Source organism: Streptomyces sp. NPDC093801, assembly GCF_040701585.1.
Classification (GTDB): domain Bacteria; phylum Actinomycetota; class Actinomycetes; order Streptomycetales; family Streptomycetaceae; genus Streptomyces.
This window is the reverse complement of sequence record NZ_JBFBDP010000005.1, coordinates 109713-130079: the sequence shown is the minus strand read 5'-3', so window position 1 is coordinate 130079 and position 20367 is coordinate 109713. Positions and strand designations below refer to the sequence as shown.

Sequence of the window (20367 nt, the reverse complement as noted above, 5' to 3'; positions counted from 1 at the left end):
AACACGCCATGGACACCAGCGAAACCAACCGACGACGCATGCGCTCCGGCGCGGTCGCCCTCGGCGGCATGGGCCTGCTCGCCGCCACCCTCGTGGCCTGCGGCAGCAGCAGCGAGCCCGACAAGCGCTGCGCGTCCCGGTCCACGCTGGACCACCTCAACGCCAAGGAGTGCAAGACCGGCGGCCGCGGGGCGTACTACTACGGCGGCAGCGTCAGCAACGGCAAGGTGACCGGCGGCAGCTTCGACAAGTCGGCCGTCACCCGCGGCGGCATCGGCGGCGGCAGCCACTCCGGCTCCTCCGGCGGCTGAGCGGGCGGCGGACGAGCGCACACGACGGAGCACGGCACCCATGCAGCGGCACACCATCGAACCCCGCCCCGACTGGCAGAAGACCGTCGAGGACCAGGGACTGATCTACCCCCTCACCCGCTTCCCCGACGACTCCCTGCGCCCCTACTGGGACGAGAGCGCCTACTACTCCTTCTCCCTCCCCGAGGTCGAGGCGCTGGAGAACGTCGTCGAGGAACTGCACGCCATGTGCCTGGCCGCGGCCGCCCACATCGTCGAGCACGACCGCTTCGCCGACCTCGGCATCACCGATCCGAAGGTCGCCGCGCTCATCGCCGAGTCCTGGCGGCGCCGTGCCGAACAGCCCTCCCTCTACGGCCGCTTCGACCTGCGCTACGACGGCTCCGCAAGCCCCGCCAAGCTGCTGGAGTACAACGCCGACACCCCGACCTCCCTGGTGGAGGCCGCGAGCCCGCAGTGGTTCTGGATGGAGGAGCGCTTCCCCGGCGCCGACCAGTGGAACTCCCTCCACGAGCGGCTCGTCGACGCCTGGCGCCGGCAGGCCGAGCTGCTGCCGCCCGGCCCGCTGCACTTCGCGCACTCTGAGACCGACGAGCTCGGCGAGGACCTGATGACGGTCGCCTACCTCCAGGAGACCGCCGAGCAGGCCGGGCTGGAGACCCACGCCCTGTCGGTGGAGACCATCGGCTGGGACGCCCTCGCCGGCCGGTTCGTGGACGAGAAGCTCCGCTTCATCCGCGGCTGCTTCAAGCTCTACCCCTGGGAGTGGCTGGTCGAGGACGAGTTCGGCCCGCACGTCCTCGACAGCTACGACCACGGCGGAGGCACCGGCACCACCGCCTGGATCGAGCCCCTGTGGAAGATGCTGCTGGCCAACAAGGCCCTGCTGGCGATCCTGTGGGAGCTCTTCCCCGAGCACCCGAACCTGCTGCCCGCCTACCTCGACGGCCCGCGCGAGCTGGCCGGCACCTGCGGCTACGCCGCCAAGCCCCTGCTGGGCCGCGAGGGCGCGGGGGTCACCCTCCACGAGCCCGGCGGCGAGCCCTTCGCGGCGGCCGACGGGGAGACGTACGTCTTCCAGGCGCTGGCCCCGCTGCCCGACTTCGACGGCAACCGCGTGGTCCTCGGCGCGTGGGTGGTCGAGGAGGAGGCGGCCGGCCTCGGCATCCGCGAGTCGGCGGGCCCGGTCACCGACGAGTACGCCCGCTTCCTGCCGCACGTCATCCTCTAGCGGACGAGGGGGTGCCCGGCCGGGCACCCCCGGGGCCTCAGCCGGCGAGGACCGCCCGCAACTGCTCCAGACCCCAGTCCAGGTCCTCCTTGGCGATGACCAGCGGCGGCGCGATCCGGATCGTCGACCCGTGCGTGTCCTTCACCAGGACCCCGCGCTCCATCAGCTTCTCGGAGACCTCGCGGCCCGTGCCGCGCGCCGGGTCGATGTCGACGCCCGCCCACAGCCCGCGCCCGCGGACGGCGGTCACCGCGCCCGAGCCGGCCAGCAGGTTCAGCTCGCGGTGCAGGTGGTCGCCGAGTTCGGCGGCCCGCTGCTGGTACTCGCCGGTGCGCAGCATCGCGATCACCTCCAGCGCGACGGCGCAGGCGAGCGGGTTCCCGCCGAAGGTCGAGCCGTGCTCCCCGGGCCGGAACACCCCGAGCACGTCGCGGTCCGCGACCACGGCGGACACCGGCACCACGCCACCCCCGAGGGCCTTCCCCAGGACGTACACGTCCGGGACGACGTCCTCGTGCTCGCACGCGAAGGTCCGGCCGGTGCGGCCCAGGCCCGACTGGATCTCGTCCGCCATGAACAGCACGTTCCGTTCGCGCGTCAGCTCCCGTACGCCCGCCAGGTAGCCGGCCGGCGGGACCAGGACGCCCGCCTCTCCCTGGATCGGCTCCAGCAGGACGGCGACGGTGTTGGCGGTGACGGCGGCGTCGAGGGCGGTGAGGTCCCCGTACGGGACGATCTCGAAGCCGGGGGTGTAGGGGCCGTAGTGGTCGCGGGCCTCGTGGTCGGTGGAGAAGGACACGATGGTCGTCGTCCGGCCGTGGAAGTTGTTCGCGGCGACGACGATCTTGGCCTGTCCGTCCGGGACGCCCTTGACCTCGTACCCCCACTTGCGGGCCGTCTTCACCGCCGTCTCCACGGCCTCCGCGCCCGTGTTCATCGGCAGCACCGCCTCCTTGCCGCACAGCGCGGCGAGTTCGGTGCAGAAGTCGGCGAACCGGTCGTGGTGGAAGGCCCGGGAGGTGAGCGTGACCCGCTCCAGCTGGGCCTTGGCCGCGTCGATCAGACGCCGGTTGCCGTGGCCGAAGTTGAGCGCCGAGTACCCGGCGAGCATGTCGAGGTAGCGCCGGCCCTCCACGTCGGTCATCCACGCGCCCTCCGCCGAAGTCACGACGACCGGGAGGGGGTGGTAGTTGTGCGCGCTGTGCTCGTCGGCGGAGCGGATGGCATCAGCTGTTCTCGACACGGGATCTCCGATCGTCCGTCTGCTGGTGACGCGGGTGACATGGGTGGCGTCCTTTGTATCGTCGCTCGGATCGTGGACGCGGAAACCTCCGGGGCGCCGCGCCCGCTAAGGTGTTCGGTACGCACGGCGACTGGCGTACGGGGAACCAACTCCGGGGGAGTCGTGCGCGCACGACCGCAGACAGGGCCGCTCGCCTGGGCCTCGCGGGGACGAGAACCGACATCGACCCCGGAGGAGCCGCGATGACCGCGCACCGCCAGCCCGCCCTGCTCGCCACCGACCCCGAACTCGCCTCGCTCGTCTCCGCCGAGGAGACCCTCCAGGCCGAGACCCTGCGCCTGATCCCCAGCGAGAACTACGTCTCCGCGGCGGTCCTGGAGGCCTCCGGGACGGTCCTGCAGAACAAGTACAGCGAGGGCTACCCGGGCCGCCGCTACTACGAGGGCCAGCAGAACATCGACCGCATCGAGGCCCTGGCGGTCGAGCGGGCCAAGGGCCTGTTCGGCGCGGAGCACGCGAACGTCCAGCCCTACTCCGGATCCCCGGCGAACCTGGCCGTCTACCTGGCCTTCGCGAAGCCCGGCGACACCGTCATGGGCATGGCCCTGCCGATGGGCGGGCACCTCACGCACGGCTGGGGCGTCTCGGCGACGGGCTCCTGGTTCCGCGGCGTCCAGTACGGCGTGCGCGCCGAGGACGGCCTGATCGACTACGACGCGGTGCGCGACCTGGCCCTGGCGGAGCGCCCGAAGATCCTCTTCTGCGGCGGCACCGCCCTGCCCCGCACGATCGACTTCGAGGCCTTCGCCTCGATCGCGAAGGAGGCGGGCTCGATCCTGGTCGCGGACGTCGCCCACATCGCGGGCCTCATCGCGGGCGGCGCCCACCCCTCGCCGGTCCCGTACGCCGACGTGGTCTCCACGACGACCCACAAGACCCTGCGCGGACCGCGCGGCGCGATGCTGATGTGCACGGAGGAGCACGCGAAGGCCATCGACAAGGCGGTCTTCCCCGGCCTCCAGGGCGGCCCGCACAACCAGACGACGGCGGGCATCGCGGTGGCCCTGCACGAGGCGGCCCAGCCCTCCTTCACCGCCTACGCCCACGCGGTCGTCGCCAACGCCAAGGCGCTGGCCGCGGCGCTGCTGGAGCGGGGCTTCGACCTCGTCTCGGGCGGCACGGACAACCACCTGATCCTGATGGACCTCACCTCGCGCGGGGTGCCGGGCAAGGTGGCGGCCAAGGCGCTGGACCGCGCGGGCATCGTGGTGAACTACAACACGGTCCCGTTCGACCCGCGCAAGCCGTTCGACCCGTCGGGCATCCGCATCGGGACGCCGTCCCTGACCTCCCGCGGGCTGACCACGGAGCACATGCCGGCGGTCGCCGACTGGATCTCCCGCGCGGTGGACGCCGCGTCCGCGTCCGACGAGCCGGCCCTGGCGAAGATCCGCGCGGAGGTGGCGGAGCTCCTGTCCGCCCACCCGGCCCCCGGCCTCCCGCTGGCCTAGGCCCGTCCCGGTCGTCGGCGGGGGCGGGCACCGGCCCCCGCCGACGACCGGGCCCCGGGTCCGGGAGCATGGCCCGAGACCGCGCCGTTACCTGAGAGAATGGACCCATGGCTTCTGATCGTCCTCGCGCGCTCTCCGGCATCCAGCCCACCTCCGGTTCGTTCCACCTCGGGAACTACCTCGGAGCGATCCGCCAGTACGTCGCCCTCCAGGAGACGCACGACGCCTTCTACATGGTCGTCGACCTGCACGCGATCACCATGCCGCAGGATCCCAAGGACCTCCGCGCGAACACCCGCCTCTCCGCCGCGCAGCTCCTCGCCGCCGGCCTGGACCCCGAGCGCTGCACGCTCTTCATCCAGAGCCACGTCCCGGAGCACGCCCAGCTCGCCTGGGTCATGAACTGCATCACCGGCTTCGGCGAGGCCAGCCGGATGACCCAGTTCAAGGACAAGTCCGCCAAGGGCGGGGTCAACAGCGCCAGCGTCGGCCTGTTCACGTACCCGATCCTCCAGGTCGCCGACATCCTGCTCTACCAGGCGAACGCCGTCCCCGTCGGCGAGGACCAGCGCCAGCACGTGGAGCTGACCCGCGACCTCGCCGAGCGGTTCAACCACCGCTACGGCCGGACCTTCACCCTCCCCGCCGCGCACATCGTCAAGGAGGTCGCGAAGATCTACGACCTCCAGGACCCGGCGATCAAGATGTCGAAGTCCGCGTCCTCCCCCAAGGGTCTGATCAGCCTCCTCGACGAGCCCAAGGCCACCGAGAAGAAGATCAAGAGCGCGGTCACCGACACCGAGGCCGAGATCCGCTTCGACGCCGAGAAGAAGCCCGGCGTCAGCAACCTGCTCACGATCTACTCCACCCTCACGGGCGAGTCGATCCCCGCCCTGGAGGCCGCGTACGAGGGCAAGGGCTACGGCGCGCTCAAGACCGACCTCGCCGGAGTGATGGTCGATTTCGTCACACCCTTCCGGCAGCGCACGCAGGAGTTCCTGGACGACCCGGAGACCCTGGACGCCGTGCTGGCCAAGGGCGCGGAGAAGGCGCGGGCGGTCGCCGCGGAGACCCTGGCGCAGGCCTACGACCGGATCGGTTTCGTGCCCGCCAAGCACTGACGGACCGAGGCCCCTGGCGGCCGAGGGGGTGCTGCCGCCACACTGAGGCGGCAGCACCCGTTGCGACGCCCGTCGATGCGACCACATCGACGCGACCACTCACCAACACGCGCGGAGGAGATCACGTGGGGACCGTCACGCTCGGCGTTTCGATCGCGGTCCCGGAGCCGTACGGCAGCCAGCTCCAGCAGCTGCGCGCCGGCTTCGGGGACGCCGCCGCGCACGGCATCCCCACGCACGTCACCCTCGTGCCGCCCACCGAGGTGGAGGCCGGCCGGCTGCCGGCGATCCGCGCGCACCTCGCGGAGGTCGCGCGGTCCTTCCCCTCCTTCGCGATGCGCCTGGAGGGGACGGGCAGCTTCCGGCCCCTGTCGCCGGTCGTCTTCGTCCGGCTCGCCGAGGGGATCGAGGGCTGCACCAGCCTGCAGGGCCGCATCCGCGACCCCGAGGGGCCGCTCAGCCGCGAGCTGGCCTTCCCGTACCACCCGCACGTCACGGTCGCGCACGGGATCTCCGAAGAGGCGATGGACCGGGCCTTCACCGAGCTCGCCGACTACGCCGCCGGCTGGCACTGCGAGGGCTTCGCCCTCTACGAGCAGGGCTCGGACGGGGTCTGGCGCAAGCTGCGCGAGCACCCCTTCGGCACCGCCGCGACCGCCGTCCCCGCACAGTCGGGCCCGGCCGCCGCGGACACCGCCATACGACGGTCCTGACGCGCCCGCCGCAGGCCCCGGACCGCACGGAGGGTGTGGAAGCGGAGCCTCCTCAGCGCCAGGGCATGGAACGGTCGGGACGACACAGGGCGAAAAGTCACAATCGACGACCGTAATGCCCGAAAGCGGCAATATCGGCTATTTCCGGCAGCTCAATTACGGTGGCCCCCATGGACTGGCTGAAGAAACTCCCGGTGATCGGCCCGCTCGTGTCGGCCGTCCTGCGCACCCACGCCTGGCGTTCGTACGAGCGCCTCGAACGCGTGCACTGGTCCCGGCTCGCCGCCGCGATCACCTTCATCAGCTTCCTGGCGCTCTTCCCGCTGATCACCCTCGCCGCCGCCGTCGGCGCCGCACTGCTCAGCCAGGAGCAGCTCGACGAGCTCCAGAAGCGTCTCGCCGAGCAGGTCCCCGGCATCTCCGACCAGCTCGACCTCCCCGGCCTCGTCGCCAACGCGGGGGCCGTCGGCCTCGTCGCCGGCGCGCTCCTGCTCCTCACCGGCATCAGCTGGGTCGGCCAGATGCGCGACTGCCTGCGCGCGGTGTGGGAGAAGGACGACGAGGACCTGGGCAACCCGATCGTCCGGAAGGGCAAGGACGCCCTCGTCCTGCTCGGCCTCGGCGGCGCCGCCCTGGCCTCGGCCGCCGCGTCGACCATCGGGTCCAGCGCGGTCGGCAAGTCCGCGGCGGTCCTCGGCATCCCGCGCGAGGGCGCGGGCGGGGCCCTGCTGCGCTCCGGCGCCTTCCTCGTCGGCGTCCTGGCGGCCTTCCTGCTCCTGCTCTACCTGCTGACCCTGCTGCCCGGCGTCGAGCCGTCGCGCGGCCGCCTCCTCCAGGCCGCGCTGATCGGCGCCGCCGGCTTCGAACTCCTGAAACTGCTGCTCAGCGGCTACATGCGGGGGGTCGCCGGCAAGAGCATGTACGGGGCCTTCGGCGTGCCGATCGCCCTGCTGCTGTGGATCAACTTCACGGCGAAGCTGCTCCTGTTCTGCGCCGCCTGGACCGCAGCCCGCGACGACGGGGAGGGGCAGCAGGAGGAAACGGCTACCCCTGGCTCCGGCGGCCGCGCGGCCAGCGGCGGTTGACCACGAAGGCACCGCCCGCGACCACCGCCAGCGCCCCGCCCGCGATGCCGAGCGCCGTGCCGAGGCCGCTGCCCCCGCCCGCGGGCGGGCCGGCCGCCGCGGGGGTGTTCGCGTGGGTCTGGGCGGGGGAGCCGAAGGGCCTGGTGTCCGCGCTCTTCGGGGGCACCAGCTCGCCGACCGGCTTGACCTTGCCGAGGGCGGCGAAGCCCCAGTCGAAGAGGCCGGCGGTCTCCTCGTAGACCGAGTTGAGCCCGCCGTGGTCCGGGTTCATCACCGTGACCAGCAGCTTCTTGTTCCCCCGCTGGGCCGCGCCGGTGAAGGTCGAGCCGGCCATGGTCGTGTTGCCGTTCTTCACCCCGGCGATGCCCTTGTACGGGGTGATGCCGCCGGCGCCGGTCATCAGCCGGTTGGTGTTCTGGATCTCGAAGTACTCGCGCGGCCTGCCCGCCTCCTGGCGGCCCGGGAACCGGGCCTCGGCCGTGCCGCAGTACTCGCGGAAGTCCTGCTTCTGGAGCCCGGAGCGGGCGATGAGCGTGAGGTCGTACGCGCTCGACACCTGTTCCGGGGCGTCGTACCCGTCCGGCGAGACCACGTGGGTGTCCAGGGCCTGGAGCTCCTCGGCGTGCGCCTGCATGTCCTTGACGGTCTTCTCGACGCCGCCGTTCATGGCCGAAAGTACGTGCACCGCGTCGTTCCCGGAGCGCAGGAACACCCCCAGCCACAGGTCGTGGACGGAGTAGTCGTGGTCCTCCTTGACGCCGACCAGGCTGCTGCCCGGGCCGACGCCGTCCATGTCCTCGTTGGTGACGTGGTGCACCCGGTCCTTGGGGAGGGCGGGCAGCACGGTGTCGGCGAAGAGCATCTTCATGGTGGAGGCCGGGGGCAGCCGCCAGTGGGCGTTGTGGGCCGCGAGCACCTCGCCGGTCTCGGCGTCCGCCACGATCCAGGAACGGCCGCTGAGGTTCGCGGGGAGTGCGGGCGCGCCGGGCAGCAGGTTCACCTGGGTGCCGGGCTGGCCGAGCCGGGCGCCGCCGACCGTGGACATCGACGGGGGCGGTGCGGGCGCCACCGGGGCCTGCGTCTTCCCCTTCCCGTCCCCCGGCGGCGTCGGCGCGGCGTGCGCGGTCGAGGACGGGGCGAGCACCGCCGGTACCAGCAGCGCGGCGGAAAGGACCGTCAGTGCGGTCTTCTTGGCAGACACGCAGGTGAACGTACATGCCGATGGACTGCCCGGCGTCCGGGACCGGCCAACGGGGGAGAACCTCCCCCGGTACGGCCCACCCCGCCGCGTCCGTCCCGGGGACGAATCCGATACTGGGGACATGAAACTCAGCCGCACCGCGTCCTGGTTCCTCGCAGCGTTCGGAGCTTGGTCCTGGGTGATCTGGTCCACGTTCGTCAAGAACCTCTTCAATGACGCCAGCGGTCTGGCTTTCGATGACGGTCGGCCCACGGCTTACTTCTGGGTCCACCTCCTCCTCGCGGTGACGTCCTTCCTCCTGGGGACGGCCGTCGGTGTCATCGGGTTGCGCAGCCTCCTCGTACTGCGGCGCGCATCACGATGACCGTGTTTGTGGTGATTGTGGCCGTCGTCGCGGTCCTGGCGCTGCTGGGGCTGGTCCATCGGTGGCTGTGGGTGCGGCTGGTCCGCGACACCACCCGCCCGGGCGGGGCCGCGCGGCGCACCGGGACGGTGCTGGCGTTCGCGCTGCCGCTGCTGTCGCTGGCCGCCCTGACGGCGGGCCGCGCCGGCGCCCCGTTCTGGCTCCAGCGGCTGGTGGCCTGGCCCGGCTTCATGTGGCTCGCGGTCCTGCTGTACCTGACGCTGGCGATGCTGGTGGCGGAACCGGTCCGCCGCCTGTGGCTGCGCCGACCGGCCCGGAGCACGGTCGCCCGGGCCGGCTCGGGGGAGGGCGGCCCGGGGACGGCCCACGTGCCCGCGGGTCCCGCGCGCACGGCCGACCCGGCCACGGGGTCCTCGGCGGAGCCGGCCGGCGACACCGGGCGCGGGTCCGGTGCCCAGGCGGGTTCGGCCGGTCGGCAGCCCGAGGCCGACCCGGAGCCCGGGGTGCGGGAAGGGGCGGGCAAGGGAACGGCCCTGCAGGACCCCGCACCCGCAGCGGCGCCCGAGGCCGACGTCCCGGCTCCGGACCGCGACGGGCCCGGCGGGCCCAGCCGGAGGGTGTTCGTCGCACGGACGCTCGGCGGGGCCGCCGTCGCCGCCGCCGGGCTGACGGTCGGGACCGGGACCTACGGAGTCCTGCGCGGGCCGCGCGTCAAGCGGGTGCAGGTGCCCCTCGCCAAGCTGCCCCGCGCCGCGCACGGCTTCAGGATCGCCGTCGTCAGCGACGTCCACCTCGGCCCGATCCTCGGCCGCGCCCACACCCGGCGCATCGTCGACACCGTCAACCGCACCCAGCCCGACCTCATCGCCGTCGTCGGGGACCTGGTCGACGGCGACGTCCACGACCTCGGCCCCGCCGCCGAACCCCTGCGCGAACTGCGCGCCCGCCACGGCGCCTTCTTCGTCACCGGCAACCACGAGTACTTCTCGGGCGCCCAGCAGTGGGTCGACCACGTCCGCGAACTCGGCCTGACCCCCCTGGAGAACGCCCGCCGCGAGCTGCCCCACTTCGACCTCGCCGGCGTCAACGACGTCCAGGGGGAGAAGGAGGGCAAGGGCCCCGACTTCCGGGCGGCGCTCGGCGACCGCGACCGCTCCCGCACCTCCGTGCTCCTCGCCCACCAGCCGGTCGTGATCGACGAGGCCGTCCGCCACGGCGTGGACCTCCAGCTCTCCGGCCACACCCACGGCGGCCAGCTCTGGCCCGGCAACTACCTCGCCGAACTCGCCAACCCGACCGTCGCGGGCCTGGAACGCTACGGGGACACCCAGCTGTACGTGTCCCGGGGCGCGGGCGCCTGGGGGCCGCCGGTCCGGGTCGGCGCGCCCTCCGACATCACGGTCGTCGAACTCGCCTCATACCAGGCGTGACCCTGCCCGACCAGGGCATCGCGACTCTTCCCGTGGCTGGATTTCCGTGATTGGGTGGCCGACGGCCGTCCGATAGTCGGATAGGTCTTTCGCATTCCGGGGGGTCGGGGGCATGGGGATGGGGTCTGTCCGCTCGAAGGCGGTCGCGGCGGGTCTGGTCCTCGCCGTGGCGGGCGGAGTGGCCGCCTGGCAGCTGCTGCCCGTGGGCGGCGAGCAGCACGGCGCGATCCGTGTCGGGACCACCGACGTCGTCTCCGCACTGGACCCGGCGGGCGCCTACGACGCCGGCTCCTGGGCGCTGTACAGCAACGTCTACCAGTCGCTGCTGACCATCAAGCCCGGCTCCGACACCCCGGTCCCGGACGCCGCGTCCTCCTGCGCGTTCGTCGGGCAGAAGCTGACCGCCTACCGGTGCGAGCTGCGCTCCGACCTCACCTTCGCCGGCGGCCGCCAGGTCACCGCCGAGGACGTGAAGTTCTCCTTCGACCGCATCAAGCAGATCAACTCCGACCAGGGCCCGGCCCCGCTCTTCAACACCCTGGAGTCGGTCAAGGCCGAGGGGCGCACGGTCACCTTCGCCCTCTCCGCCCCCGACGCCACCTTCCCCTTCAAGATCGCGACGGGTGCCGCCTCGATCGTGGACAAGGAGCGCTACCCGGCCAAGGCGCTGCGCGAGGACGGCAAGGCCGACGGCACGGGCCCCTTCACCCTGACCGGCTACAAGGCCCGTACGACCGCCGAGCTCAAGCCCAACCCGGCGTACCGGGGCCAGGCCAGGCCCGCCAACGCCTCGGTCACCGTGCGCTACTTCAAGGACTCCGCCCAGCTGGACCAGGCCTGGCGCGACCACCAGATCGAGGTCGCCCACCGGGACATGCCCCCGGCGGTGCTCGCGGGCCTCAACCCCGGCCTGAAGGACACCCGCTACCAGACCTCGGGCGGTACGGAGGCGCGCCACATCGTCTTCAACGTGCGCCCCGGCTCGACGGTCCAGAAGCCGGCCGTCCGCCAGGCCGTGGCCGCCGCACTGGACCGGTCGAAGATCGCCACCGACGTCCACAAGGGCACGGTCACCCCGCTCTACTCGCTCGTCCCGGCCGGGATCGCCGGGCACAGCACGCCGTTCTTCGACACCTACCCCGCACCCAACGGCACGACGGCCCGCAAGCTCCTCGCGGACGCGGGCGTCGCCACGCCGGTCTCCGTCACCCTCGGGGTCAACACGCGCGGCCCGAACCTGGCCGAGGCCGAGGAGATCAAGCGGCAGCTGGAGTCGACCGGCCTGTTCCAGCTGAAGATCAAGGCGGTCGAGGCCTGGGAGGACTTCCAGAAGGCCTACGCGGCGGGTGAGTTCGACGCCTACACGATCGGCTGGATCGCCGACTTCCCGGACGCGGACAACTTCCTCGCCCCGCTGGTCGGCAAGGACTCCAGCATGAACAACGGCTTCTCCGACAAGGCCGTCGACGACCTCATCGCCCGCACCCAGTCCTTCCAGAACCGCGCCGAGGCCGCCACCGACTTCCGCGAGCTCCAGCGGGTGGTCTCGCAGCAGATCCCGATGCTGCCGATCTGGCAGAAGAAGGACTACGTCCTCTCCCGCGAGGCCGTCACCGGCCTCCAGTACCTCTCCGACGGCACGGGCGTATGGCGCCTGTGGGAGCTCAACTGGCTCTAGGCGGCGCGAGGGTGTCCCCGTGGGCCACCAGCAGCGTGCGCAGGGCGGCGGCCAGTGCGTCGCAGTCCGCGCGGTCCAGCGGGGCCAGTAGCCGCGCGTACTGGGCCAGGTGCTCCTCGATGACGGAGTCGGCCAGGGTGTGACCCCTGTCGGTCAGGCGGATCCGCACCGAGCGGCGGTCGGCGCCGTCGCGGACCCGTTCGACCAGCCCCTTGGCCTCCAGGCGGTCGATCCGGTTGGTGATCGCGCCCGAGGTCACCATGGCGGCCGGGATCAGCGCGCCCGCGGTCAGCGCGTACGGCGGGCCCGACCGGCGCAGGGTGACCAGTACGTCGAACTCGCCCACCTCCAGGCCGTGTTCGGCGGTGAAGGTCTTGAGGTGCTTGTCGATGGTCCGGTTCATGCGCTGGATCCGGGCCAGCACCTCGACGGGCCACATCGCCTCCGTGAGGTCGGGGCGCTCCCTCTCCCACTGGCCGACGACGGCGGCCACCATGTCCTGGTCTTCACGGGCCTCTTCCATACCCCGAGAATACCTCAACGTTAAGACACTTGACGTTGAAGGGGTCTGCCTGTTTTTATCTCAACGTTGAGATTGTCAAGGTTGAGACGTGAAGGGGAGTGGGTCATCCATGACGGTCACCACCGCCACCACCGGCAGCACCAGGGCCACCGGGAGCGCCTCCCGGGGCCCCGTCCCGGTCCTCTGGCTCGCGCTGCTGGCCACCCCCATCGCCGCCGGAGCCAACGCGCCGGTGCTGATCCTCCCGGACATGGCCCGCTCCCTCGGGGTGGCCGACGGCACCGCCGCCTGGCTGCTCACCGCCTTCGGCTGGGCCATGGCCGTCGGCACCCCGCTGATCGCCGGGCTCCTGCGCCGCCGGGGCCTGGCCGCGGTCCTGCGGCTGGCCACCGCCCTCGTCCTGGCCGGCACCCTGCTCGTCGCCGCCTCGCCCTGGCTCCCGCTCACCCTGATCGGCCGCTGCGCCCAGGCCGCCGGCGGTGCCGGGCTGGTGGCGGCGGCGATGAGCCTCGCCGGATCCGCCCGCCGGATGGGTGTGATCAGCGCGGGCTTCGGCATGCTCGGCGCGTCCGGGCCGCTGCTGGGCCGTGCCCTCGCGGACGGCGCCTCCTGGCGGCTCGCGCTCGCCGTCCAGGCGGTCTCCCTGCTGGCCGTGCCCGTCGTCCTGCGCCGCGCCGGCGGCGGGGCACCCGCCCCCGCGGGCCGCTTCGACGCACGCGGCGCCGCCCTGCTGACCGGGCTCGCCACCGCCCTCGTACTCCTGCCGACCCAGCCGCTCGCCGCCCTGGGCGCCGCCCTCGCCGCCGCCGTCCTGCTCGCCCTGCACGTACGCCGCCGCCCCGACGGGTTCGTGCCCGTCGCGCTGCTGCGCCGGCCCGTGTTCGTGGTCTCGGCGCTGCTCGCGCTGGCCCTGTCGGCCTCCTACTTCACCCTGCTCTTCTCGGCGCCCCGGCTGCTCGCCGACCGCGCCGGGTGGGACGCCGCCTCCGCCGGGGCCTGGCAGCTGGTCGCCCTGCTCGCCGGATCCGCCCTGTCCTGGCTGCTCGCCGCCGCCTCGGCCCGGATGGGCCGCGCGGCCGTCCGTACGGTGCTCGTCGCGGCGGGGGCCGCCGCCGCGCTCACCGGGATCCTCGCCTCCTCCGGCCCGCTGCTGGTGGTGGCCACCGGGGTGGGCGTGTTCACCGCGACCGCCGCCAACGGCGTCCTGTCGACCCACGCCGTGGCCTCCGCCCCCGACGAGGCCCACCGGCCGAGCGCCATCGGCCTGTTCACCCTCTGCTACCAGCTCGGCGGAGCCTTCGGCCCCGCGGTCGCCACGCTCCTCGTCCTCGGCTCCTGAGCCCGATCCGGCCGGCGGCGGCCGGCCGCGGAACGGCCGGGAGGGCCGGGGGCCGTCGCGCCCCCGGCCCTCCCGGCCGTTCCCGTCGTCCCGCCCGGCCCTTCCCGGGCCCCCGCTCAGCCTTCCTCGGGCCTCGGGTCGGAAGCGCGTTTCCCGCCCCGCGACACCGCCGTCTGGGCCATGCCCGGCAGGAAGTCCGCGAACAGCTCGTGCACCTCGCGCACCAGCGGCCGCAGTACCCGGAACCGGGCCAGCACGATGCCCCGGGTGGTCAGCTGCGCGCCGCGCTCGGCGAGCCGGCGGGTCTTCTCGCTCTCCGGCGAACGGTCGAAGACCCAGTACAGGACCAGGCCCATCTGCGAGAGCCACATCAGCTCCGGCAGGACGTCCGCCAGTTCGTCCGGGACCTTGGTCTTCGCCCCGGCGAGGACCTCTCGGTGGATGCTGATGGCCGCCTGCCGCGCCGGCTCCGACTCCGGGGAGAAGGGGCTGAGCGGACTCTCCGGGTCCGCCGCGTTCTTGAAGAACTGCGAGGCGAACTCGTGGTAGGGCGCCGCGATGTCGAGCCAGCTCGTCAGCACCCCGGCGAGCCGCTTCTGGAGGTCGGTCTCCCGGTCCAGGATCGGCCGGACCGCGGCCTGGTGGGCCGCGCTGATCCGGTCGTAGAACCCCTGGACCAGGTGCTCCTTCGACTCGAAGTAGTAGTAGGCGTTGCCGACCGAGACCCCGGCCTCCTTGGCGATGGCCCGCATGGTCGTCTTGTCGAACCCGCGCTCCTGGAACAGCCGGAGCGCGGTCTCGAGGATGAGCGTGCGGGTCTGCTCGCTCTTGGGAGCCTTCTGATCTGTCACGGTGTCCGACCTTATCGGGAGGTGGAGCACTGCTCGTCACAGGCCGGTTCCCCGGGCTCCGCCCCGGACTTGGTCCGTACCGCGTGCCGGACGGCGGCGGCCGTGTGCATGGCCGCCTTCGCGAAGGGCCGGCCGGCCGGGGTGGCCAGCCAGTCTGCCTTCGCCCGGTGGCCGGCGAGGGCCCACAGGCAGACGATGAAGGCGTCCGTGCCCCGCCACACCTGCCCCCGGTCCCCGATCACGGTGATCTCGCGGAGGGTCTGGGCGTGCGCCAGTCGGGGGAAGCGCCGCCAGGCCTCGCGCGACGCGGCCGCCACCATCCGCAGCGGGACCAGCTGCGGCTGCCTGACCAGCCAGTTCCGGATGTGTACGCACACCGGGCAGTCCCGGTCGTACAGGACGGTCAGGCTCCGGACAGCGGTCTGCTCCACGGCTCAGGCCCCGGCCGGCGCGGTCCACCCCTGCGGGGGCACCGGCGGCATCTGCGGCATCTGCGGGGCCTGCCGCTCCATGATCCCGCGGCGGCGCATCCGGTTCAGCACCCAGACGTTGCCGAGGTGCATGACGCCGAGCACCAGCAGGACGACGCCGAGCTTCACCGACAGCGCCTCGAACAGCCCGCGCGCTTCGAGGATGGTCTCGCCCGAGCGCAGGTAGAGGGTCACGAAGCCGATGTTCACGAGGTAGAACCCGACGACCAGGAGGTGGTTGACCGCGTCGGCGAGCTTCTCGTTGCCCTGGAGCACGTCGGCGATGAAGACCCGCCCGTTGCGGCTGAGGGTACGGGCCACCCAGACGGTCAGTCCGATGCTGATGAGCAGGTAGATGACGTACGCGACCACGGTGAGGTCCATTGCCCCAGCCCCTTTGAACGTGTTCAACTGCTGACGTCCACGACTGTAGACCTTCTTCTGAACATGTTCAATACCTGGTTGGCGGGCTGTCGGACGGGACCGGATCAGCGGAGTTTCAGGGGGTGGTCCGGGGCGAGGTGGTTGGCGAGGGCGACCAGGACGTCCGTGCTCGGGTTCTGCACCGTGCTGCCCCGGCCCTGGGTGGACACCGTCGCGATCGCGAGCTTCTTCGCCGGCAGGTAGGCCACGGTCGCCGCGTACCCGGCGAAGGACGGGTTCTGCAGGATCCAGTCGTCCTGCACGACCAGCCCCAGGGCGTACGAGGTGCCCGGCGCGACCGTCGAGACCGGGGTGAGCTGCGCCTTGTGGGACTCCGGGGTCAGCAGCCTGCCCTCGCCGATGGCCGCGAAGGACTTCGCCATGTCGGCCATGGTGGACGTCATCACCGCCCCCGGCGCGAGCGTCCAGGACGGGTCCCAGTACGTGGAGTCCTCGAAGACCTTGCGCTCGTTGTCGAAGGCGTGCAGGACCGGCGGGGGGATCTCGGCGGTGGACGGGTTGGCGGTCCCGGTCAGCCCCAGCGGCCTGATGATCTCCTCGCGCATCACCTCGGCCAGCGGCCTGCCCCGCACCCTGCCGATGATGTCGCCCAGGATCTGCCAGTTGGCGTGCGAGTAGGCGAAGCCCGAGCCCGGCGGCCGCACCAGGGGCTTGTCCACGGACATCCGGACGAGCTCCTCCGGCGTCCAGTGCCGGAACGGGTTCGCGTACAGGGCGGCGATGAACGCCGGGTCCCGTACGTAGTCGGCGTAGCCGGAGGTGGTGGAGGCCAGCATCCGCAGGGTGACCGAGTCCGCGTGCGGCAGCTCGGGGCGCCAGCGGGAGATGCTGTCGTCGAGGGAGACCCTGCCCTCGTCGACGAGCTTGAGCAGGACGGTCGTCAGATAGGGGATGGCGACCGCTCCGTTGCGCAGGCGCATGTCCGGGGTGGCGGGCACACCGGTCATGGACCCGCCGGCCCACACCCCGGCCATGGACGCGGTCAGCCGGTACTTCGCCAGCGAGGCGTCGACCTGGCGCCGGGCGAAGCCGGCGGTGTCCCCGGGGAGGCAGGACCCGCCCCGGGAGACCTGTCCGGCCGGGCAGTCCGGCTCGTCGCCCTCGGCGGGGGTCCCGCAGCCGGACAGCAGCGAGGCGCCGAGCACCAGCGGGAGCAGCAGCAGAGCGGGCTTCGCGGAACGGCGGCGCACGGGGCCTCCCTGCGGGTCGGAGGAGTTCGCCTCCCGCTTCGGAGGCTAGCCCCGTCCCCCGCGGGCGTCGCGCCGGAACCACCGGGGGAGTGACGGCCGCGGCGGCGCCGGGCCCGTCCCCGGCAACGCCCGAGGCCCGCACCCCCGGAAGGGGTGCGGGCCTCGGGTCCGGACGGGAGGGATCAGAAGCGGCGCGTGATCAGGGCGCGCTTGACTTCCTGGATCGCCTTCGTGACCTCGATGCCGCGCGGGCACGCGTCGGTGCAGTTGAAGGTCGTGCGGCAGCGCCACACGCCGTCCTTGTCGTTCAGGATCTCCAGCCGCTGCTCGCCGGCCTCGTCACGCGAGTCGAAGATGAAGCGGTGGGCGTTGACGATCGCCGCCGGGCCGAAGTACTGGCCGTCGTTCCAGAACACCGGGCACGAGGACGTGCACGCGGCGCACAGGATGCACTTGGTGGTGTCGTCGAAGCGCTCGCGGTCCTCGGCGGACTGCAGGCGCTCGCGCGTCGGCTCGTTGCCCTTGGTGACCAGGAACGGCATGACGTCCCGGTACGCCTGGAAGAAGGGCTCCATGTCGACCACGAGGTCCTTCATCACCGTGAGGCCCTTGATGGCCTCGACGGTGATGGGCTTCTCCGGGTTGATGTCCTTGATCAGCGTCTTGCAGGCGAGCCTGTTCTTGCCGTTGATCCGCATCGCGTCGGAGCCGCAGATGCCGTGCGCGCACGAGCGGCGGAAGGTCAGCGTGCCGTCGAGGTCCCACTTGATCTTGTGGAGACCGTCGAGCACGCGCTCCTTCGGGTCGATCTCGATCTGGAAGTCCTGCCACTCCGCCTCGGCCGAGACCTCGGGGTTGTAGCGGCGGATCCGGAAGGTGACCGTGATGTTGTGCGAGGCCGCGGCCTCGGACTCCACCTTGTCGAGGGTCGGGGTAGCCATCAGTACTTACGCTCCATCGGCTGGTAGCGGGTGACGACGACGGGCTTGTAGTCCAGGCGGACGGAGTCCTTGCCGTCGGCGCCGACCTCGCGGTACGCCATGGTGTGGCGCATGAAGTTGACGTCGTCGCGGTTCGGGTAGTCCTCGCGGTAGTGACCGCCGCGGGACTCCTTGCGCGCGAGGGCGGACACGGCCATGACCTCGGCCAGGTCGAGCAGGTTGCCCAGCTCGATGGCCTCCAGCAGGTCCGTGTTGAAGCGCTTGCCCTTGTCCTGGACGGACACGTTCTTGTAGCGCTCGCGCAGCTCCGCGATCTTCTCGACCGCGGTCTTGATGGTCTGCTCCGTGCGGAACACCATCACGCACGCGTCCATCGTCTCCTGGAGCTCCAGGCGCAGGTCGGCGACCCGCTCCTTGCCCGTGGAGTTGCGCAGCTGCTCGACCAGCTCGGCGACCTGCTGCGCCGGGTTCTCCGGCAGCTCGACGAAGTCGTGCTTCGCCGCGTACTCGGCCGCCGCGATGCCCGAGCGCTTGCCGAAGACGTTGATGTCCAGCAGCGAGTTGGTGCCCAGGCGGTTGGCGCCGTGCACCGACACGCACGCGACCTCGCCGGCCGCGTACAGGCCCGGGACGACGGTGGTGTTGTCCGCCAGGACCTCACCCTCGACGTTGGTCGGGATGCCGCCCATGGCGTAGTGCGCGGTGGGCTGGATCGGGATCGGGTCCGTGTAGGGCTCGATGCCGAGGTAGGTGCGCGCGAACTCCGTGATGTCCGGGAGCTTCGCGTCGAGCTGCTCCGGCGGGAGGTGCGTCAGGTCCAGGTACACGTGGTCGCCGGCCGGACCGCAGCCGCGGCCCTCGCGGATCTCGGTGTAGATGGAGCGCGAGACGACGTCACGGGACGCGAGGTCCTTCATGACCGGCGCGTACTTCTCCATGAAGCGCTCGCCGTCCTTGTTGCGGAGGATGCCGCCCTCACCACGGGCGCCCTCCGTCAGCAGGATGCCCATGCGCCAGATGCCCGTCGGGTGGAACTGGAAGAACTCCATGTCCTCCAGCGGCAGGCCGCGGCGGTAGCAGGCCGCCTGGCCGTCACCCGTCAGGGTGTGCGCGTTGGAGGTCACCTTGAAGAACTTGCCGGTGCCGCCGGAGGCGTAGATGACCGCCTTGGCCTGGAAGACGTGGATCTCGCCGGTGGCGAGCTCGTACGCGACCACACCCGCGGACTTCTTGACGCCGTCCTCCTCGACCAGCAGCTGGTCCAGGACGTAGAACTCGTTGAAGAACTCCACGCCCTCCTTGACGCAGTTCTGGTACAGCGTCTGGAGGATCATGTGGCCGGTGCGGTCCGCGGCGTAGCAGGACCGGCGGACCGGCGCCTCGCCGTGGTTGCGGGAGTGACCGCCGAAGCGGCGCTGGTCGATGGTGCCGTCCGGGGTGCGGTTGAACGGCAGGCCCATCTTCTCGAGGTCGAGGACCGCGTCGATGGCCTCCTTCGCCAGGATCTCGGCGGCGTCCTGGTCGACCAGGTAGTCACCGCCCTTGACCGTGTCGAAGGTGTGCCACTCCCAGTTGTCGTCCTCCACGTTGGCCAGCGCGGCGGCCATGCCGCCCTGCGCGGCGCCCGTGTGGGAGCGGGTGGGGTAGAGCTTCGTCAGCACGGCGGTGCGGCTGCGCTTCGTCGCCTCGATGGCGGCGCGCATGCCCGCGCCACCGGCGCCGACGATGACGGTGTCGTACTTGTGGATCTTCATTTGATTCGCCTCAGCCCCGTTGCCTAGCGGATGTTCGGGTCGAAGGTGAAGATCACCAGCGTGCCCAGAAGGATGGTGAACACCGTGGCGGTGTAGAGCAGGCCCTTCAGCCACAGCCGCGTGTTGGCGCGCTCCGCGTAGTCGTTGATGACGGTACGCAGGCCGTTGGCGCCGTGCAGCATGGCCAGCCACAGCATCAGCAGGTCCCAGACCTGCCAGAACGGGGAAGCCCAGCGGCCGGCGACGAAGGCGAAGCCGACCTTGGAGACGCCGCCGTCCAGCACCAGCTGGATCAGGAGGTGGCCGATGACCAGGACGACCAGCACGATGCCCGAGAGGCGCATGAAGAGCCACGCGGCCATCTCGAAGTTGCCGCGGGTCGAGCGCGGGGTCTTGCCGGTGCGCTTGCGCGGGGCCTCGATGTAGGGCGCCGGGTTGTCGGCGTCGTAGAGGGACACGCCCTCTACGTCGCCGATCGCCTGGGCGGAAGAAGTGTCAGAAGACATGCGTGTCACTCCCCGAACAGAACGCGGTAGGCGTGGCCGAGGACGGGGTACAGGGCCCCGACCATCAGCACGATCCAGATGCCCACGACGCTCCAGAGCATCTGCTTCTGGTAGCGGGGGCCCTTGGACCAGAAGTCCACGGCGATGACACGGAGACCGTTGAGCGCGTGGAACAGGATTGCGGCGACGAGGCCGTACTCCAGCAGCGCGACGATCGGAGTCTTGTAGGTAGCCACGACATCGTCGTACGCCTCAGGGGAGACGCGGACGAGTGCGGTGTCGAGGACGTGTACGAACAGGAAGAAGAAAATGAGGACGCCGGTGACTCGATGAGCCACCCAGGACCACATTCCTTCCCGGCCGCGGTACAACGTTCCAGCCGGCACGGAAAACCCTCCGGAAGCGGGGCGGGGGCCAGCCGGCTTCTTTGTCGGTCGGGCCCGGCCGGGTACGGTCCACCG

General features: G+C 71.7%; 21 protein-coding genes. 10 read left to right on the top strand and 11 right to left on the bottom strand.

Annotated elements, in window-relative coordinates; genetic code table 11:
* The first annotated feature begins 8 nt into the window (after window positions 1-8).
* Both AB0469_RS07255 and AB0469_RS07250 read left to right on the top strand, forming a co-directional pair.
* Entirely contained in the window at window positions 9-311 is a 303-nt protein-coding gene (locus AB0469_RS07255) for a hypothetical protein (RefSeq protein WP_366450354.1), read from the top strand.
* Between the two features lie 40 nt (window positions 312-351).
* Window positions 352-1542, top strand: coding sequence for a glutathionylspermidine synthase family protein (locus tag AB0469_RS07250; RefSeq protein WP_366450353.1), 1191 nt, complete (start codon window positions 352-354; stop codon window positions 1540-1542).
* A 37-nt stretch (window positions 1543-1579) separates the two neighbouring features.
* Here the strand turns inward: AB0469_RS07250 and rocD are convergent, their stop codons facing one another.
* Entirely contained in the window at window positions 1580-2785 is a 1206-nt protein-coding gene (gene rocD / locus AB0469_RS07245; protein WP_366450352.1) for an ornithine--oxo-acid transaminase, read from the bottom strand.
* A 242-nt stretch (window positions 2786-3027) separates the two neighbouring features.
* On the opposite strand from rocD, the gene glyA reads away from it, so the two are divergent.
* The 4 genes from glyA (at window position 3028) to AB0469_RS07225 (ending at window position 7215) form a co-directional block, all read left to right on the top strand.
* Window positions 3028-4296: a serine hydroxymethyltransferase gene (glyA, locus tag AB0469_RS07240; protein WP_366450351.1), complete on the top strand. Its 1269-nt coding sequence runs from the start codon at window positions 3028-3030 to the stop codon at window positions 4294-4296.
* Window positions 4297-4403: 107 nt separating this feature from the next.
* Window positions 4404-5417, top strand: coding sequence for a tryptophan--tRNA ligase (gene trpS / locus AB0469_RS07235; protein WP_366450350.1), 1014 nt, complete (start codon window positions 4404-4406; stop codon window positions 5415-5417).
* Window positions 5418-5542: 125 nt separating this feature from the next.
* Entirely contained in the window at window positions 5543-6130 is a 588-nt protein-coding gene (locus AB0469_RS07230; RefSeq protein ID WP_366450349.1) for a 2'-5' RNA ligase family protein, read from the top strand.
* Between the two features lie 170 nt (window positions 6131-6300).
* Complete coding sequence (locus AB0469_RS07225; protein ID WP_366450348.1) at window positions 6301-7215, top strand: YihY/virulence factor BrkB family protein; 915 nt, start codon at window positions 6301-6303, stop codon at window positions 7213-7215.
* Here AB0469_RS07225 and AB0469_RS07220 read toward each other — a convergent pair.
* Window positions 7175-8416, bottom strand: a complete 1242-nt coding sequence (locus tag AB0469_RS07220) for a D-alanyl-D-alanine carboxypeptidase (protein ID WP_366450347.1) — start codon at window positions 8414-8416, stop codon at window positions 7175-7177. The two genes, AB0469_RS07225 and AB0469_RS07220, sit on opposite strands and share 41 nt — an antisense overlap.
* A 121-nt stretch (window positions 8417-8537) precedes the next feature.
* On the opposite strand from AB0469_RS07220, the gene AB0469_RS07215 reads away from it, so the two are divergent.
* The 3 genes from AB0469_RS07215 to AB0469_RS07205 all read left to right on the top strand — a co-directional run bounded on the left by AB0469_RS07215 (window position 8538) and on the right by AB0469_RS07205 (window position 11888).
* The gene (locus tag AB0469_RS07215; protein ID WP_042811438.1) at window positions 8538-8780 is read left to right on the top strand and encodes an SCO4848 family membrane protein; all 243 of its coding nucleotides are present in this window, start codon (window positions 8538-8540) and stop codon (window positions 8778-8780) included.
* The gene (locus tag AB0469_RS07210; RefSeq protein ID WP_366450346.1) at window positions 8777-10210 is read left to right on the top strand and encodes a metallophosphoesterase; all 1434 of its coding nucleotides are present in this window, start codon (window positions 8777-8779) and stop codon (window positions 10208-10210) included. Before AB0469_RS07215 ends, AB0469_RS07210 begins: the two co-directional genes overlap by 4 nt.
* A gap of 118 nt (window positions 10211-10328) precedes the next feature.
* Complete coding sequence (locus AB0469_RS07205) at window positions 10329-11888, top strand: ABC transporter substrate-binding protein (RefSeq protein WP_366450491.1); 1560 nt, start codon at window positions 10329-10331, stop codon at window positions 11886-11888.
* Here the strand turns inward: AB0469_RS07205 and AB0469_RS07200 are convergent.
* A complete protein-coding gene (locus tag AB0469_RS07200) occupies window positions 11875-12411 on the bottom strand; it encodes a MarR family transcriptional regulator (RefSeq protein ID WP_366450345.1) in 537 nt (178 codons plus the stop codon). The two genes, AB0469_RS07205 and AB0469_RS07200, sit on opposite strands and share 14 nt — an antisense overlap.
* 109 nt (window positions 12412-12520) lie before the next feature.
* On the opposite strand from AB0469_RS07200, the gene AB0469_RS07195 reads away from it, so the two are divergent.
* Window positions 12521-13750 (top strand): MFS transporter, encoded by a 1230-nt coding sequence (locus tag AB0469_RS07195; RefSeq protein WP_366450344.1) that lies wholly within the window; start codon window positions 12521-12523, stop codon window positions 13748-13750.
* A 116-nt stretch (window positions 13751-13866) separates the two neighbouring features.
* Here AB0469_RS07195 and AB0469_RS07190 read toward each other — a convergent pair whose 3' ends face one another.
* The 8 genes from AB0469_RS07190 to sdhC form a co-directional block, all read right to left on the bottom strand.
* The gene (locus AB0469_RS07190) at window positions 13867-14601 is read right to left on the bottom strand and encodes a TetR family transcriptional regulator (protein WP_366450343.1); all 735 of its coding nucleotides are present in this window, start codon (window positions 14599-14601) and stop codon (window positions 13867-13869) included.
* Window positions 14602-14612: 11 nt separating this feature from the next.
* Window positions 14613-15032: a DCC1-like thiol-disulfide oxidoreductase family protein gene (locus AB0469_RS07185; protein WP_366450342.1), complete on the bottom strand. Its 420-nt coding sequence runs from the start codon at window positions 15030-15032 to the stop codon at window positions 14613-14615.
* A 3-nt stretch (window positions 15033-15035) separates the two neighbouring features.
* Window positions 15036-15455 carry a hypothetical protein gene (locus tag AB0469_RS07180; protein WP_366450341.1) on the bottom strand — a complete coding sequence of 140 codons (420 nt, stop codon included), beginning with the start codon at window positions 15453-15455 and terminating at the stop codon, window positions 15036-15038.
* Between the two features lie 104 nt (window positions 15456-15559).
* Window positions 15560-16705: a serine hydrolase domain-containing protein gene (locus AB0469_RS07175; protein ID WP_366450340.1), complete on the bottom strand. Its 1146-nt coding sequence runs from the start codon at window positions 16703-16705 to the stop codon at window positions 15560-15562.
* Window positions 16706-16887: 182 nt separating this feature from the next.
* Window positions 16888-17646 carry a succinate dehydrogenase iron-sulfur subunit gene (locus AB0469_RS07170; protein WP_366450339.1) on the bottom strand — a complete coding sequence of 253 codons (759 nt, stop codon included), beginning with the start codon at window positions 17644-17646 and terminating at the stop codon, window positions 16888-16890.
* Window positions 17646-19400: a succinate dehydrogenase flavoprotein subunit gene (sdhA, locus tag AB0469_RS07165; protein WP_366450338.1), complete on the bottom strand. Its 1755-nt coding sequence runs from the start codon at window positions 19398-19400 to the stop codon at window positions 17646-17648. Before sdhA ends, AB0469_RS07170 begins: the two co-directional genes overlap by 1 nt.
* Before the next feature lie 23 nt (window positions 19401-19423).
* Window positions 19424-19906 (bottom strand): succinate dehydrogenase hydrophobic membrane anchor subunit, encoded by a 483-nt coding sequence (locus AB0469_RS07160; RefSeq protein WP_042810664.1) that lies wholly within the window; start codon window positions 19904-19906, stop codon window positions 19424-19426.
* Between the two features lie 5 nt (window positions 19907-19911).
* Window positions 19912-20292, bottom strand: a complete 381-nt coding sequence (gene sdhC, locus AB0469_RS07155; protein WP_365154448.1) for a succinate dehydrogenase, cytochrome b556 subunit — start codon at window positions 20290-20292, stop codon at window positions 19912-19914.
* Window positions 20293-20367: the final 75 nt, after the last annotated feature.

Excerpts from the sequence above, each read along its gene's own strand:
- AB0469_RS07255 (WP_366450354.1), top strand. The coding sequence starts at position 9 with ATGGACACCAGCGAAACCAACCGACGACGCATGCGCTCCGGCGCGGTC.
- AB0469_RS07250 (WP_366450353.1), top strand. The coding sequence starts at position 352 with ATGCAGCGGCACACCATCGAACCCCGCCCCGACTGGCAGAAGACCGTC.
- glyA (WP_366450351.1), top strand. The coding sequence starts at position 3,028 with ATGACCGCGCACCGCCAGCCCGCCCTGCTCGCCACCGACCCCGAACTC.
- trpS (WP_366450350.1), top strand. The coding sequence starts at position 4,404 with ATGGCTTCTGATCGTCCTCGCGCGCTCTCCGGCATCCAGCCCACCTCC.
- AB0469_RS07225 (WP_366450348.1), top strand. The coding sequence starts at position 6,301 with ATGGACTGGCTGAAGAAACTCCCGGTGATCGGCCCGCTCGTGTCGGCC.
- AB0469_RS07215 (WP_042811438.1), top strand. The coding sequence starts at position 8,538 with ATGAAACTCAGCCGCACCGCGTCCTGGTTCCTCGCAGCGTTCGGAGCT.
- AB0469_RS07210 (WP_366450346.1), top strand. The coding sequence starts at position 8,777 with ATGACCGTGTTTGTGGTGATTGTGGCCGTCGTCGCGGTCCTGGCGCTG.
- AB0469_RS07205 (WP_366450491.1), top strand. The coding sequence starts at position 10,329 with ATGGGGTCTGTCCGCTCGAAGGCGGTCGCGGCGGGTCTGGTCCTCGCC.
- AB0469_RS07200 (WP_366450345.1), bottom strand. The coding sequence starts at position 12,411 with ATGGAAGAGGCCCGTGAAGACCAGGACATGGTGGCCGCCGTCGTCGGC.
- AB0469_RS07195 (WP_366450344.1), top strand. The coding sequence starts at position 12,521 with ATGACGGTCACCACCGCCACCACCGGCAGCACCAGGGCCACCGGGAGC.
- AB0469_RS07180 (WP_366450341.1), bottom strand. The coding sequence starts at position 15,455 with ATGGACCTCACCGTGGTCGCGTACGTCATCTACCTGCTCATCAGCATC.
- AB0469_RS07170 (WP_366450339.1), bottom strand. The coding sequence starts at position 17,646 with ATGGCTACCCCGACCCTCGACAAGGTGGAGTCCGAGGCCGCGGCCTCG.
- sdhA (WP_366450338.1), bottom strand. The coding sequence starts at position 19,400 with ATGAAGATCCACAAGTACGACACCGTCATCGTCGGCGCCGGTGGCGCG.
- AB0469_RS07160 (WP_042810664.1), bottom strand. The coding sequence starts at position 19,906 with ATGTCTTCTGACACTTCTTCCGCCCAGGCGATCGGCGACGTAGAGGGC.